Source organism: Endozoicomonas arenosclerae, from assembly GCF_001562015.1.
Lineage (GTDB): Bacteria > Pseudomonadota > Gammaproteobacteria > Pseudomonadales > Endozoicomonadaceae > Endozoicomonas_A > Endozoicomonas_A arenosclerae.
This window is the reverse complement of record NZ_LASA01000117.1, coordinates 1-17,209: the sequence shown is the minus strand read 5'-3', so window position 1 is coordinate 17,209 and position 17,209 is coordinate 1. Positions and strand designations below refer to the sequence as shown.

Sequence of the window (17,209 nt, the reverse complement as noted above, 5' to 3'; positions counted from 1 at the left end):
CCAGTTGTAGAGCTCGTTGTTCTGTACTAGAGAGCTACCGATGTTAGAGGGGTTCGTTCTCTGCCAGCCATCAGCATTATTGCCATCAAATGTACTATTGAGAACCTGTGTGCCGATATCGTTCAATGTTGCGCCATCGGTAACGGCTGCAACATTAAAGGTCAGGTTGTGTTCCCCCGAGTAGCTATTACCATCATGTACCTTGAAGCCAACGGACGCATAGTCGTCCCCGGCCTCATTGCTGTCAGGTTCGAAGACCAGGTTACCCGCGTCAATATCCGCTTTAGAGATAATCTGGTCTGCGGTTACAGCAGCACCATTGAGTTTCAGCGCGCCTTCAGTGGGCAGTGTTGACACCTGAATCTGGGTCATCTCTGCACCTTCCTGATCGCTATACCCAAGATCAGCCAGTGTCAGCGTATAACCGGTATCTTCATTGGTCGAGAGTGTGTTGTCCGCCGCAGTTGGTGCTTCATTAATGTCGGTAACATAAACCGTATAGTCACGGGTGCTGCTCAGCTCACCATCACTCACCTGAACCGTAATGGTATGAGTGGCATTGCTCTCATGATCCAGTTGACCACTGTCTGCTACGGTGATTTCGCCGGTTGTACTGTTAATGGTGAAGCGGCCACCGGCATCGTTACTCAGTGAATAGGTCAGTTCATTACTGGCGGTATCAATATCAGTGGCCGCAACTGAACCCAGTACGGTGCTGTTAGCACTATTTTCCACCACATGGAACGCATCGCTTACAAGATTCTCGACAGAATCCGCTTCATAGACGGCTTTGATCTGATCCGCATTGAGAGCGCTGTTAAATACGGCCAGGTCATCAATGGAACCATCCAGAGAACCGTCCCCATCCCAGTTACTTTTACCTATATAGTTGTTGGTTCGAACCAGCTCCGGCGGAACCGCACCATTTAGATTTTCACCGGCTAACTCGCCGTTTTTATAGATGCGCATGGCACCGGTGTCATCCACCGTAGCAGTGACATGTACCCACTCACCTTCCGTAAAGAAGTTACTGATTTTGAGAACGCCATCCGCTGGGGATCCCACCCCGTCGTAGATTTCAAAGGCAATCGTATCGGTTGGACCATCATGAGCGAGGATAATATTGTTGTTGGCTGAACCGTTACCAAAATCAACAATACGTGACCAGCTCTGGCTCAGGCTGTCGTACTTCACCCAGGTTGAAAGGGTCATTGCACCACCGGTCTGCAGTCCGGCAATATCGGCATGGCCTGCAGTACCATCCATTTCAAAGGCCTGACCACCGTTATGACCGGTACCCAGTGTGGCACTGCCACTCAGCGTCAGGTCGTTACCATTGCCAGAAGTGTCAGTGCTGTCGGAGAAGCTGTATGCCGCATCAATGCCACTGATCAGAGGACTGCCTGAGAGTTCTGGCGCATCATTGACCGCTGTCACATCGACCGTCGCTGTAGCTGAAGAGGTTACAGTTCCGTCACTGACAGTAAAGCTGAAACTGATGTCGGAGCCGTTGAAATTATCGGCAGGACTGAACGTCCAGGTACCGTTGCCATTATCCGTCAGAGATCCATGACTGCCGTTGTCTAAGGTCAGCGCTGTGATACTCAGACTGTCACCGTCGATATCAGAACTGTTGGCCAACAGTTGTGCTTCCGTGATCACCAGATCGGTATCTTCGTTGCTGCTGCCCAGGTCGACATTGGCAACCGATGGACCGTCATTCATGCCACTGATGACCACAGAGATATCATGAGTGGTACCGTCGGCGGTTTGCACGGTGAGGGTATCGGTGACGTTCTCTCCGTCATCCAGAGATTGAATCGCGTTTTGACTGTTGCTGGCTGTGTAAGTCCAATTGCCTGAAGCATCAATGGTCAGGGAGCCGTAACTACCGGTGATGGTTTCTGCAGTGAAGTTGCCTTCACCGGTATCCGTATCATTGACGATCAGAAGCCCACTTTTCACCAGGTTACCACTGCCATCCACACCACTGTCTTCAGTCAGAGCAGCATTTGTTGTATCGCCCTTCGCTTCCAGCATCAGGTTGTCTACTCTGACGCCTTGACCATCGCCGTTTATGTAGATGCCATTCCAGTTATCCGGATTAGTATGATCAGAAGCAGCAGGATTGAGTTGAGCATCAATGCCAGACAATCCTGACACTGTAGTCCATTCGGTTTCACCGGCAGAGAGGTCTTTATATTTAACAGTTATGGCACCGCTACCACTGTTTGCTTCAAGATCGACCTCAATTCTGAAGCGGGTCCAGCCATTACCATCTGAAGGCGAGAAAGCAACAGTTTGAGTTGAACCGTCGGCTAATTTCAGCGTCAAGGTGTCGTTGTGATCAGCAGGCTTGATGCTAATGGCCTGTTCATTATCATTCTTGCCAATTTTGCCATCGTTGTTGTTATCACCACCTATGCTGAAATCAGTCCCCCACCAGTTTTTGGCAATGTCAGCCTCAAAGGCAAAGATAGATGCATTGCTGAGATCAGGAACGGAATTGAGTAATGAACCGGCTGCCGATGCTGAAACCTGATTAAAGCTGAGCGCCTGGGATCCATCCTCCCCTATATCTGCCAGAGAAAGGTCCACAGAACTGGACTTCTCGGTCACCCAGCCATTCTGGCCGTTGAGATCCCCCGCTGAGAAATCATTGAAGTCTTCGGTATAGGTTTCAACAGAAGTAATATTGGCCGTGTCGTTGGTACCGGTCACTGTAATCGTGACGGTATTGGTGCTGGAGTCACCCTGCGCATCTGTGACTCGATAGTCAAAAGTGACGTCTCTTGTGGCGCCTTGAGCCAGATCCTGGAAATCCGCTCCGGGATTGAAACTATAGGAACCATCGGCATTCACGGTCACACTGCCTTCGGAGGGCTGAGTTTCCACGGCAAACGTCAGGGACTCACCAGCATCACGATCAATAGCACTTAACTGTCCAGCAATGGCTCCGCCATCTTCGGTGGCGGAAAGAGTGCCAGAGAGCGCTTCCGGTACCCGGTTGACGTCAATAGTAAGTGTTGAGGTGGCAGTGTCGGTACCGTCAGAAACGGTGTATGTGAAGGTATCCTGGAGCGTGCTGGTTTCAAATTCATAACCCAGTGCTTTGACTTCTTGATGATTCAAGGCCCGGTCATAGATTCTGGCTTCATCAATCAGGCCATCAAAGCCGAAGTGGTTTTCCGGGATATCTACGGAACCATCATGGAAACGTGTCGCGCCTCGCAGGGTTTCACCTGAGCTTTCGTTGTAGTGAAGCGATACACTACCGAACGATGCTTCATCACCGTGATGTCCCATTGCTTCAGCATGTCCTGACCCGAACTCTTCGCCATTGAAGTAGGCTTTCAGGGAGTTGTTGTCTGAATCAAGGACCAGCGAAACCTGTTGCCAGTCACTACTACTGATGGAACTGATATCTGTGGTGAGGTAGGTGCCATTATCCCAGCCATTTTCATTGGCCCAGGCGCCTACATACAGAGTGCCGTCATCTATGTAGATGTTATAGCCTTTACTGCCACCGCCTTCTTCGTACAACACCTGTCGACCACTGAGATCATTGTCAGAATCAATCTTGAAGGAGAAATCGATGGTTCGCTCAGTCTTGTTGCCTGAATAGGTGTTCAACTCACTGGAATCGGTAATGTCGACGAGAGCACTGGCGCCATCAAACTGCACCGCATTACCATTGAGACCGCCAGATACAAAGGCTGCCCCTTCTTTCAGTACACCATCGGTGGAAGTACCGGAGGTACCGTCGGAAACAGTGGTGCCTGATGTTTCATCAAACGACCAGTGCGCAACAAGGCCGGATGATAGATCCACAGAGGCCGGTGTGTAAGTCCAGTTACCGTCGCCAGAAATGGTCAGGTCACCATAGTCACCTTCAATGGTGGTCGATCCAGAAACCGTGGTTCCGTTAACATCAGTAACGGTCAGAGGATCATTTTCAACATCGCTATCATTGGCCAGAACACTGGCAGAGCTTGTTATTGCAGTACCTTCTATGGAGGCTTCATCGGTGTTTGTATCACTGACGAGATCTGGCCCATCATTGACTGCTGTGACGCTGACTGACCAGAACACATCGGTTGAATCAGAGCCATCGGACACGGTGATTTTTACAGAAATATTGCCAACATCCGGGTCGTCGGGTGTGCCACTGAAGGTTCGGGTTCCAGCATTGAAGCTCAGCCAGGCAGGTAAGGGGTCACCACTGGCAAGGCTGGCGCTGTAAGTCAGTGCATCACCTTCATCATCAGAGAAAGCATTGATAGGTAAGGTGTAACTGAAAGGCGATTCTTCCGCTACTGTCTGGTCGTCAATACTTCCTACCAGTTCCGGAGCGTCATTGGTGTCGCTTAGTTGAACCGTGTAGGTTTGCTCTGACGTGAGTTCACCGTCACTGACCTGCACTGTGATGCTATGAGTAGATGCCGTTTCATAGTCCAGAAGACTGCCATCAGCTACTGTAACTTGCCCGGTTGAACTGTCTATGGCAAAGCGTCCGCCAGCATCATTGGAGAGGCTGAATGTCAGATTGTCACCTTCTACGTCTGTTGCAGTAACGGAGCCGACAATCGTTCCATTCGAGCTGTTTTCAACAGAAGAGAATGGATCAAGATTTTTTCCAGTGGATGTATCCAGGAAGCCAGAAACAGTAGGTCCTCCATTGATTGATACATCACTGATGCCGTAGCCTGGGCTTGAATTGGATGTTGAGACAGTCTGTGTAGTACCAGAGCCGCTTTCGAAAAAGTTAGCCTGTTGTTCTGTTGTCAAACTGTTCCAGTTGGACTGAGTCGTATAGGCAGACGAAACTGCTTTGATGTTTACAGTTCCATCACCATTATCACTGATCTGTACTTCAACAGCTTTTCTGAATATATCGTCGTTCTTGTGAACCCAGAAGGTATCCCCAAGATTGTAATCATCTGGCAGGGTATAAGAGTCCGCTGTTTTGCCATTCATGCTGGAGCCACCCCAAGTGAAGGCAAACTGATCCACTTCAGGTACGGGCGCGATAGGAGCATCATTAACAGCACTGACATTGATATTGACATCAGCAGACGAACTTAAAGAAGCATCACTGGCGGTAATCCTCACCTGTACAGTACCAACATCAGGATCGTCTGGTGTGCCCGAGAAGGTTCGGGTTCCTGCATCAAAACTCATCCAGGCAGGTAGTGGGTCGCCATTGGACAGAGTGGCTGAGAACGCGAGATTGTCACCGTCGAGATCATTGAAAGCATTGGCATCAACGGTATAACTAAAGGCAGATTCTTCAGCCACTGTCTGATCAGATAGACCTACATAATCAGACTCTGCCGGGCCTGAACCGGAAGGCACATAGTTGACATCATCGCTGATAACAATTTTATCAACCCCAGTACCGTCTTCACGCATCCATAAATTAAGTTGGTGAGTACCTGGCTCAGTAACCTCTATAGTTATACGACCAGCACCATTCATTCGGTCGTTAGCCCACTCCATTGATGTAGAGTCGAAATCAATGCGACTGCCACTCTCGACAGCCTCCCCATTCAGACCAATATGAATACTGTCGCCATTCCCATCTGTCTCATTACCACGAACCCATACGTAATAAGTACCCGCAGAATCAAACTGAATGTCATATGTCAGCTCTGAGCTTTGGCCTGTATAGTCTTGATCAAATCCAAGACCATTATCTGCCGTATCAACGTATTCTCCGCCTGAAGCAAAGCTATCACTTTTAACACTCCAAGCATTCCCACTGCGATTGACCTGGCTGCTGAAATGTTCTGCTTCGATGGATACCAGTCCGTTGTCCTGGGCAAAGACTGGAGATGGCGCATCGTTTACGTTATTGACGACCAGGCTGAAGCTCGCATCGACAGTTTCTCCATCTTCATCGGTAGCAGTCACCTTCAGGTTAAGAGTGGCAACGTCGTCATTATCCGGTGTGCCAGAGAATGTCCTTGTGGATGGGTCGAAACTAATCCAGTCAGGTATTGCTGAGTCATCCGCCTGGGTTGCAGTAAAGGTTAAGGTATCTCCGTCAGCGTGAGAGAAGGTATTCTCGGGCACGGTGAAGTTGAAAGAAGAGTCTTCATTGACGGACTGGTCACTGACGCTGTTGGCAAGAATCGGGGCGTCATTTATTGAGGCAACATCAAAGCCTGTCTGAATAGTCGACACTGAGTGGCCGTCAGAAATGTTGAATGATATTGTTCCATTGCCTGACCAGTCGGCATCAGGCGTCAGGGTCCAGGTACCATCATTGTTATCCACAAGAGTGGCTTGCCCGGAAGTTAAGGTGACATTAGAGAGTGATAAGTGACTGTCATCTACATCAGATACTCTGGCCAGCAATTGGGCTTCGGTAATCACCAGGCTGGCATCTTCATTCAGGGCAAGATTCACTGAGTTGCTGGTAGCAGCAACGGGTGCGTCATTGTCACCGCTCAGGGTGATTGTGATGTTGTGTGTTGTACCATCCTGGCTTTGAACCGTGATGGTATCTGTCAAAGTATCTGCTCGACCGGTTATCAGGTCAGAATCTTCCAGACTGCCGTTGGATGTTCCTGTAGCCTGATTGCCCGACTTGTCTGTTAAGGCTTCTGTTAAGTTGCTGCCTGCAAAGTCATAGTGAGACAGTAGATCGGGTTGCGTTTCACCGTTCATGGTGTCGGCTATTTCTGACGGTGTCAGCGCCCTGCTGTAGGTTTGCAGGTCATCCAGCTGGCCATCAAGTGTGTTATCTACCCGGCCTAACTCGGTATAGCCCGAAAGCTTTACATTATCCGGTGCAGAGTCAGTGTGAACGAGGTTGCCATCTTTGTAGAAGCGATATTCATTGCCATCTTTGACCCAGGTGATATGCGCCCATTCACCCTGAGTGAATAGAGAATCTGTCAGACCTGAATAGCTTCCACCATTGACGTCGACTGATGACCAGTGCAGATCTCCGTCCGGTGCTACCCAAAGAGAAGGCGATCGGTCATTGGGATCACTGGGTTGGGAGCCAAAGAATCCATGGTAACTTCCATCAACAGTATCCGGCTTAACCCAAAGACTGACGGTAAAGTCATCGCTGGTGACCAGGTCAGAGTTAATTCGGGCTGTACTGTTCCAGTCACCCTCAAGGTTCAGTGTCTGACTATCGCCCAATGACTGAATGGCACTCTGGGAGTTATCTGCTGAGTAAGTCCAGTCACCGTTAGCATCTATTACCAGTGATCCGTAGCTACCATTAATGGTTTCAGCCGTGAAGCTGGCTTCTCCGGTGTCGACATCCGATACTGTCAGAGAGCCGGATGCTGAAAGTGTGGCTGCAGTATCTTCGACAACTGCTCCTGTATTGTCGCCACTGATAGAAGCCGAATCATTAACAGCCTCTATCTCTACCTGGATGGCGTGTGTGGTCGTGCTACTGTCACCTCCAGAGTTCTCGGTTGCGGTAGCAGACAATGTCATGGTGAAGTTGGCGTTCGCATTACTGGCCGGTGTTAAAGACAGATTACTGAGATTCCAGCTGGATATATCAATACCAGAGCCTGAAGAAACAACGGTGTTTGATCCATCAGTGAGCGTGTAGTCGGAAGGAATACCGGTAAGGCTTAAGCTCAGAGTTTCAGAACCATCGTTATCAACCAGTGCAGCAGAGAGGTCAAACTCGAAGGCTGTGTCCTCTGTTGCAGAGATGGTTGTCAGCCTTTGAATCGATACATCATCCAGAAGAATGCCATGATCATCATTCTCGCTGTTGGCTGAAAGTTCCCTGAGTTCAAGTACACCTGAGCTTGCAGAGATCGCTGGTAGTCTGATCGTGACAGTATCCCAGTCTGAAGCTGGGCTGATGGTTTGAATGACCTCACCGTTCCAGACCACTTCCATATCGTCTGTGCCAAGACTGTCAGGTCGGGTTCTGGCTTTGAACGTTAACTCATGATCGAAGCCCGAACTGGTATCAAGGGTGTAACGAAGAGCGTCGATAGTATTTGCGGACGCCCCTTCGTTGTCATCCAGGTCCATTATATAACCATTGCCACCTGAAGCATCGGTTACACCATAGACACTGGCCTGATTGATCTCAGGGGTGTTCTCCGATGTCCAGCCGCTGGCAATATCATCATTCTCAAAATCCATTGAGGTAATGAGTTGCGCACCGGAAGGTGTAATAACAGGTGCGTCAGCATCAGGAGAAATAGTGACATTGATTTGTCCGGAAACGGTTGCAGTGCCGTCGCTGACATCGAGGGCAATTTGTCCTGATCCAGACCAGTTGGCATCAGGAGTAAACGTCCATGTTCCATCACCGTTATCCATGACGGAAATAGAACTGGAGTCAATACTGACATTGCTGACGCTTAGGGTTTCTCCATCTACATCAGTGGCAGATACCTCGTTGAGCAACTGAGCTTCAGATAGAGTGAAACTGGTATCTTCATTGGAAGAAATGGTCTGAACTGCGCCTAAGGATGGCGCATCATTGGTTCCCTGAATCGTGATCTCGATGGTGTGTGTCGTACCATCATTGGAGCTGATGACCATAGCGTCTGTTAACTGTTCACCATCATCCAGAGACTGAATACTGTTTTGGGTGTTATCGGCAGAATAAGACCAGTTACCGTCAGTATTGATCGTCAGAGAGCCATAAGTTCCGTTCACCGTTTCAGCTACGAAGGATGCGCTGCCATCAGCATCCGTTACCGATAAACTGCCAGAAGCTGTGAGAGTGGCGGCTGCATCTTCAGTCACTGTTGCACTGTCATCGCCACTGAATTCGGCGGCATCGACGACGGGTTGCATATCAACCCGGATGGTCTGTGTATGAGTTGCAGTATCGTTGTTACTGGCTTCTGTAGCTGTGGAAGTGACCGTGACTGTGAAATCGGAGTCGTGGTTTGCAACTGGAGTGATGGTGAGGTTCGAAAGGTTCCAGCTCGACGCATCCACGGCATTACCGTCGGTAGTCAGGCTATTAGTTCCGTCACTGAGAGCAAACCCTGCAGGTATACCACTCAGGCTGATGGACAGTGTTTCAGAACCGTCAGAATCACTGAGCGATGAGCTTAAATCCAGAGCAATACGGGTATCTTCCTGACTTGAGATTACTTTGTCGTAAGCAGGATCTGTGCTGTCATCTGCACCAAAGCGACTGATGGTGATCTGATCCAGTAATGGGCCAACGCCATTGTTTTGTCCCGCCACCTCTCTTACAGCCAGCTGAGTAGAGGCCTGATCCGTATCGGGAAGATTAATGGTAACTTCTTCCCAGCTGGTTCCCGGATCAATGGTTTGAAGTACCTGCCCATTCCAGACAACTTCTATTTCATCGGTACCATCATAACTGTCACGCTGCTTAACCCAGAGTGAGATCTGATGGTCGTGTCCCTGGCTGGTATCAACGGAGTAGTAATAAGCATCCGGGTTGCCTGAGCTGCCTGCATCCAGCTCAGCAACATTGGTTCCGCTATTGGACGCTCCAACGGGACCTCCATCGCTGTGCACTTCAACATCATGCTCAGAGGTCCAGCCTGAGGCCAGCCCTCCGTTGAAATCCATGTTACTGATAACGGTTGTGCCGGTTACTGTGATATCCGGAGTATCTGCAACGGCAGATACAGTAACATCAGCCTGGCCTGAAACAGTGACCGTCCCATCCGAGATATCAAAAGACAGTTCTCCGCTACCTGACCAATCAGCTGAGGGAGTGACTGTCCAGGTATCGTTACCGTTATCTGTTATGGAAACCTGACCACTGGTGACCTGTACATTACTGATCGACAAATTATCACTGTCTGCATCTGTCGTATTGGCCAGCAGTTCAGCTTTTGTGATGGTCAGGCTGTTATCTTCACTGGTTGAGTGACTGGTTGGGCCTGTGACGACAGGAGCATCATTGATGTCTGTGACTGATAAAGTGAAGTTGTCGGTATGGCTGGCACCTTCGCTGTCCTCAGTGGTGACATCAAGAGAGATACTGCTTTCTGTTTCATGATCAAGGCTGATGCCGTCCTTAAGTTTCAGCTGACCGTTCACGACTTCAAAACGGTTGTCGCTGACGGTATAGGTGTGACTGTCACCCGTATCGGCATCGGTTGAGCTCAGGTTTCCGACAATAGCTCCATCCGAGTTCTCGGATACTGAGAGAGCATCAAGGTTAACAGCGGTAGGAGTATCGTTCTCTGTAAGAAGCTCAACCCTGAGGCTGATGCTGTTACTGGCCAAGTCGCCATTACCTTCAGTCGCAGTAGACGCAACGGTAATGGTGAAGTCAGAGTTGCTGTGAGCAGGAGGCGTCAGGGAAAGGGCTGAAAGGTTCCAGCCAGATACATCGATATTGCTGCCGTCAGCATTAATTGAGTTGGAGCCGTCTGTCAGCACGCTGCCCGCAGGAATACCCGCCAGACTGGTGGAAATGGATTCTGTGCCGCCACTGGTGACGGTGCCGAGATTCAGGGGAATGCTTGTGTCTTCGAGGCTGGTGATACTGAAGTCATAATCCGGGTCATCACTGGCGGAAATGCCTACTTTCAGTACTTTCAGATCATCGATCAGTGAACCTTCATAGTCATTAGCCCCAGAGGGCTCCCTGATCTCAAGGCTGGTGGTATCTTCCCCTGTTGGAGGTAGCTCAATGCGATGAACAGTCCAGCTATCGGTGGGTGATACAGTGGCGATTTGCTCCCCATTCCAGTAAATCTCAAAGTCATCAGTGGTATCAGCTCGACGCTCCCTGGTGGCAAACTCAAAAATCAGTGGTTGGCCGTCGCTGGTGTCTGCCTGGTAACTGATGACGTCGAGCGTCTGATCTGTATCAAGCTCAAGCCATTGGTTGCCTTCATAAGCCGTATTGCTGTCAGCGCCATTTCGCTGTAACTCAAAGTGACCGGCAGCACTGCTCCAGCCATCAGGTGAAGCGTTAACATCCTGCCAGTCAGATCCGATTACGGTGTCTTCAAATCCCCAGCTAGTAACGACTTCTTCACTCGTGTCGGGTGAAATAGCAGGACTGTCAGCAACGGCATTAACGTCAATGACCGCTGAGCTATTGGTGTTTCCACCAGAATGGCCATCACTAACCACAAAATTGAAAGCAACATCATCACCGTTGAAGTTGGCTGCTGGAGTAAAGGTCCAGGTACTGTTTCCATTATCAGTAATGGTGCCGTGGCTATTGTTTCCCAGAGACAGGCTGCTGATAGAAAGACTATCGCCGTCTATATCAGAGGCGTTGGCAAGCAGTTGGGCTTCGGTGATCAGGACAGAGTTATCTTCATCAATGCTTCCAAGGTCGATGGATGAAGAAACCGTGGGGGCATCATTGGTTCCCTGCAGAGTAATGGTGATATCTTGAGTCGTCCCATCAAGACTCTGCACAGTAAACGTTTCTGTCAGGTCGTCACCAATACCCATTTGCTGGATAGGAGACTGATTATTATCTGCTGAGTAGCTCCAGTTACCGTCAGCATCAATGCTGAGAGTGCCATAATCACCGATAAAATTGGCTGCGGTAAAGGCAGACTCACCGACATCAATGTCGTTGATATCCAGTTTGCCGGTAGTAGTGAGAGTGGACGAGGCATCTTCTGTAACGGTGCCGGTGCTCACGCCAGAAATAACAGCTGTATCATTGACGTTAGTGACGGACAGGCTGATGTTGGTGGAAGTACTGGCGTCACCATCACTCACACTGATCTTGATATCCAGAGAGCCGACATCCGAATTCTCGGGCGTCCCTGAAAAGGTTCTTGTTGAACTGTTAAAAGAGAGCCAGTCAGGTAATGGGCTGTCGTCTGATAACGTTGCACTCCAGGTCAGGTTGTCTCCTGCATCCATGTCGGTAAATGCGCTTTCGGATACTGTGTAGGAAAATGCAACGTCTTCAGTAGCCGTCTGGTTTGCAGGTGCATTCAGATAGTCAGATTCATCAGGACCGTTGCCACTGGGGACGAAATCCGGATCTGTGGTGAGGATGACTTTATCGGCCTGGAAGCCATCTTCCCGTAACCAGAGGTTGATCTGGTGCCGACCAGCTTCGATTATTTCAATATAGGCCGTCGAAGAGTCCATGGTACCCGTCGACCAGTTACCACCGGAGCCAAACCCTGTAATGGCATCACTGGTGTTCTGATATTCGCCATTCAAACCCAGGTGAACACTGTCGGCATTGCCGTCGGCGGCATAGCCTTTTACCCAGACATAATAGGTTCCCGGTGTATCGACCTGAACCTCATAGGTTAACTCGGCACTGTTACCTTCAGTACTGCCCTGATAGGCACCGCTGCCGTCCTCTGTCGTAACTACATTCCCTTCGGATGCTCCACTCTTACTGGTTGTTGTCCAGGTTTCTCCGCTTCGGCTGATGCTGCTGTGAAAGTGTTCAGCCTCAAAGACCAGTTGCCCCCCGGATTCCGTAAAAACCTGAACAGGAGCATCATTGGTGTCGGTGATATCAAGGTTGAAAGTACTCTCTGCAGAACGACCATCGGGTGTTGTAGCCGTAACTTTCAGATTGAGCGTGCCTACATCTTCATTATCAGGAGTACCGAAGAAAGTGCGGGTAGAAGTATTGAATCCAAGCCATGAGGGTAGGGCACTGCCATCTGCCATAGTAGCGGAATAACTCAGTGCATCCCCTTCTTCATCACTGAAGGTACTCTCAGGAATCTGGAAGCTGAATACGGAGTCCTCAGCAACACTCTGGTTGGTGATGGCTGAATCCAGTACCGGACCGTCGTTTGTTCCGGTAAATGTGATGGTAATGTCGTGCGTTGTACCATCAAGAGACTGGACAGTCAGGGTTTCCTGTAATGATCCATTGTCGGAAAGCGATTGAATGGCCGTCTGGGTATTATTGGCTGAGTAACTCCAGTCACCATCATCGTCTATGGTCAGTGTGCCGTAACTGCCATTGATGGTTTCTGCGGTAAACCCTGCTTCTCCTGCGTCGGGATCAGTGACACTGAGAGAGCCACTGGCGGTGAGAGTGGCGGCAGAGTCTTCAGCCAGAGTAGCTGTATCATCTCCAGAAATGACAGCAGTATCAGCGACAGATGTAATGTTCACCCGGACAAGGTTGTTGACCTCAAAGCCCTGTGTACCATCGCTGAACACATAAAGCATTTCCAGCATGCCATTGAAATCCTGAGCCGGCGTCAGAGTCCAGGTGCCATCGTTGTTATTGACGATGGAATGACCTCCGACTGGCAGCTGGATTGCACTAACCGTGAGTGTATCGCCGTCAATATCAGTAACCGCATTTAGAATGGAGGATTCATTGATGACCAGAGTGTTGTCTTCAGCTAGTGAGCCAAGAAACACCGGCGCTCCGTCACCCTGATCATTGGCACCCTGAATGGTTATGGTGATGTCGTGGGTGGTGCCATCTATGGATTGAACAGTGAGAGTATCCTGAAGGGTTTCTGTAACCCCCAGCTCCTGAATTTCAGATTGTCGTGAGTCTGCAATGTATTCCCACTGACCACTGCTGTTAATGGTTAACTCACCGTAAGAGCCGGTTACGGTTTCTGCCTGAAAGGAGGCTTCTCCCGCATCATGTTCCTGGATATCCAGATCGCCTGTGGCAATCAGTTCTCTTTCACCCAAAGGGCCGTAAGTACTGAAATCATCTTCGGTTACTGAGCCAGTGTTAACACCAGTGATGATCGCAGAATCATTCTGGGGCTGAATATCGATCAGAATTTCGCGGGTGGTGGAAGCTGTATCGCCTCCGGATTGTTCAGTGGCTGTAGCTGTGACTGTAATACTGAAATCTGTCTCGTGATGCTCAGTGGGGGTAACGGACAGGTTGGCAAGATTCCAGCTCGACACATTGATAGGGCCTCCTGTGGAGGTCACTATCTCTGAGCCATCGGTGATTTCAGCTCCAGCAGGAATATCTTCGATAAGAACATTAAGGGTTTCAGAGCCATCTGTATCCGTCAGATCTGCTGCAAGGTTCAGCGCAATACTCGTGTCTTCATTCACACTGACGGTGGCATTCTGAGCACTGTTATTGAAAAGCAGTGAGGGGGCATCAGCATCGGGCGATATAGCTAGAGAAAGAGTATTGGTTACAGAAGCATTGCCATCTGAAATATCAAAAGACAGCTGACTGGTACCTGACCAGTGGACAACAGGTGTGATTGTCCAGGTGCCGTTGCCATTATCTGTAACACCAACGCTGCCATTGTCTACACGGACATTACTGACTGTCAGATTGTCCCCATCTATATCTGAAGCGTTAACAAGCAGCTGAGCTTCTGTCAGGGTAATAGTGTGATCTTCATTAACGGTATGACTGATGCCAGCACTGACAACAGGAGCATCATTCACTGCCGTGACATCTACTGTCATGACATTCTGGGTAGTAGAGAAAACATCCTGCTGATCTGCGACAGAAAAGCTAAAACTGTCGTATCCATCGCCATTGGCATTCAGTACCGGTCTGAATGTCAGAAGCCCTGATGTTATGTCCTGCTGGGAGACAGTGTCGCTCTCTGATACGGCAACTCCATTCAGAAGCAGCTCGCCATGTTCTGGAAGATTATCAATACGAATCTGACTGAGAGAATCGCCTTCATCAGCATCACTAAAATTAAAGTCACTAACGGTAAAGGTGTAGATGCTGTCTTCCAGTGTAGAAACTGTCTCATCCTGAGCATCAGGTGCATCATTAACATCGGTCAGGTAGATAGTGTATGACCGGGTATCCGTTAATGATCCATCGCTGACCTGTACTGTTATGTTATGGCTCCCACCGGTTTCATGATCAAGCAGAGAGCTGTCTGAGGTGGCTACCGAGATTTCCCCTGTACTGGAGTCAATGGTAAAGCGTCCACCGGCGTCATTGGTCAGGGAATAGGTCAGACTTGGGTTGTCCACATCAGTAGCATTCACTGAGCCTACTACAGTGCCCGAAGTACTGTGTTCTTCTACATGGAAACTGTCAGATAACAGGTTGTTGACGGTATCAGCTTGATAAATAGCTTTAGCCTGGTCTGCATTGACTGCACCGTTGGTAATAACCAGCTCATCAATGCTGCCATCCAGATAACCGTCTGCTGACCAGTGACTCTTACCCAGGAAGTTACCAGTACGTACCATTTCTGCAGGTACTACACCGTCAGCTTGTCCCGCAAGCTCACCATTTCTGTAGATAGACATGGTGCCATCGGCTTCAACCGTTGCTGTAACGTGAACCCATTCGCCAGCGGTGAAGAAGTTGTTGATCTCAAGACTGCCTTTTGGGTCATCAGGGCCACCGGAATAAATATGGAATCCAATGCCGTTGTTGTCGCCGGTATGACCCAGCACAATATTGTTGTCACTTTGGCCGTTACCAAAATCCAGAACTCGGGACCAGTGCTCATCAAAACTGTCAAATTGCACCCAGGCAGAAATGGTCATGGCACCACCGGTGCTGAGGCCCTGCAGTTCGGCAGAGCCTGCTGTGCCATCCATATTGAATGCACTGCCCGTGTTGTCATGCCCGGAAACCCAGTTTACGTTACCAGTGAAGCTGGCATCGTTGCCTTCCGAGGACAGATCATTGGCTAGAAGGCCTGCACCTGTATTGAAATCCAGAGCGGTAACAATGCCATCAACCAGAGGTGATTCCTGAAGTTCAGGAGGGTCATTAACAGCAGTAACATTAATCTTGAATTGGCCAGAAGCAGAAAGGTCGCCGTCGCTGGCCGTTACCTTGACGACGATTTGTCCTAGGTCCGGATCATCGGGTGTTCCGGAGAAAGTGCCATTGGATGGATTGAATGTGACCCAAGAGGGTAAAGGACTTCCGTCGTTCAGAGTGGCGGAATAGGTCAGAGAATCTCCATCTATATCGGCAAAAGCATCGACTGGAATCTGGTAGTTGAAAGCCTGCTCTTCTGTAGCAGTCTGGTCGGACATGCCGGCATCAATCACCGGAGCGTCATTGGTACCTGAAATAGTGACATTGATGGTATGAGAGTCACTGCCTGCCGTGGTAACCGTAAAGCTTTCGCTAAGCGTTTCACCATCATCCAGGCCTTGTATGGCAAGAAGACTGTTATCTGCGGTATAGGTCCAGTCACCGTCAGCATTAATGGTCAGGTCGCCATAATTCCCCGTTAGAGTCTGATCCTGAAAAACACTTTCTCCCTGGTCAGCATCAGTGACTGTGAGAGAACCCGTTGCCACCAGAGAATCTACATGGCTGTCTTCAGTAACAGAGCCAGTATCCACACCGGTAATCTGGGCACCATCATTGGTACCCGTGATGACCAGAGTGGCTGTTTGAGAGACAGAACCTCCATTTCCATCCACTACGTCGTAGCTGTAGACAATAGTTTCTGATTGCCCTTCAGGCAGATAGTCATAGGCTCCGGGGTCAATAATCAGTGAGTCGCTATTTATTGAAATACCCGCATCGTTACCAGAACTGAGCGCTAGATTATCAACAGAAAGCGTATCTCCAGAATCAACGTCACTCGCGTGCGTCAGAAGTTCAAGTTGAAAGGTGACTGAATCTTCTACAGCAGTATCCGTGATTGCAGAGCTGACAGTAGGGTCGTCATTGACTGCAGTGATGTTGAAATCAAAGGTGGCTTGAGGAGATAGAAGTTCTCCATCACTGACCTGGAAATTGAACGAAGCATACAGATTACCGTTTTCATTCTCTTCAGGTTCAAACCTGAGTCGGCCTGCTAATAAATCAGTTCGAGTGATTTCCTGATCGACAGTCACGGCAGAGCCATTGAAGAGTAACTGACCTGCAGCGGGTAACTGGTTGATTGTGATGCTCTGGAGAGTTTGTCCAGCGTCTGGATCAGTGAAAGTAAAATCGGAAGTGGTGAAGATATAAGGGGTATCTTCATCAGAGATGACCAGAGAGTCTTCTGTCTCTGGCGCATCATTCACAGCTGTCACGGTGACTGTGCTGGTGGCAATATTGCTGCTGTCGTAGCCATCATCAACACTGAAACTGATGGTGCGATTATCGGTACTGGGTGATTCTGAACTGTTGGAGTAGGTAACGGTTCTCAGGGCTTCCTGATATTGGGCAACAGTGGCTGTGCCCGTCAGTGTCATAGTGCCGGTAGAAGCATTCCAGCTTCCGGAGATACCATTGTGATCACTGAACGAGAGACTGTCTTCGCCAGAAGCGTAATTGTTGCTGATGCTGATGGAGGCACTGTCGATGGTGACTGAATCAATATCAGCCAGTGTTATG

The 17,209-nt window shown here is 49.4% G+C and carries 1 protein-coding gene; it reads right to left on the bottom strand.

Going from position 1 to position 17,209, the window contains the following annotated elements:
• A partial coding sequence (locus tag WG89_RS30450) for a tandem-95 repeat protein (protein ID WP_153301682.1) occupies window positions 1-17,209 on the bottom strand: 17,209 nt, incomplete at both ends.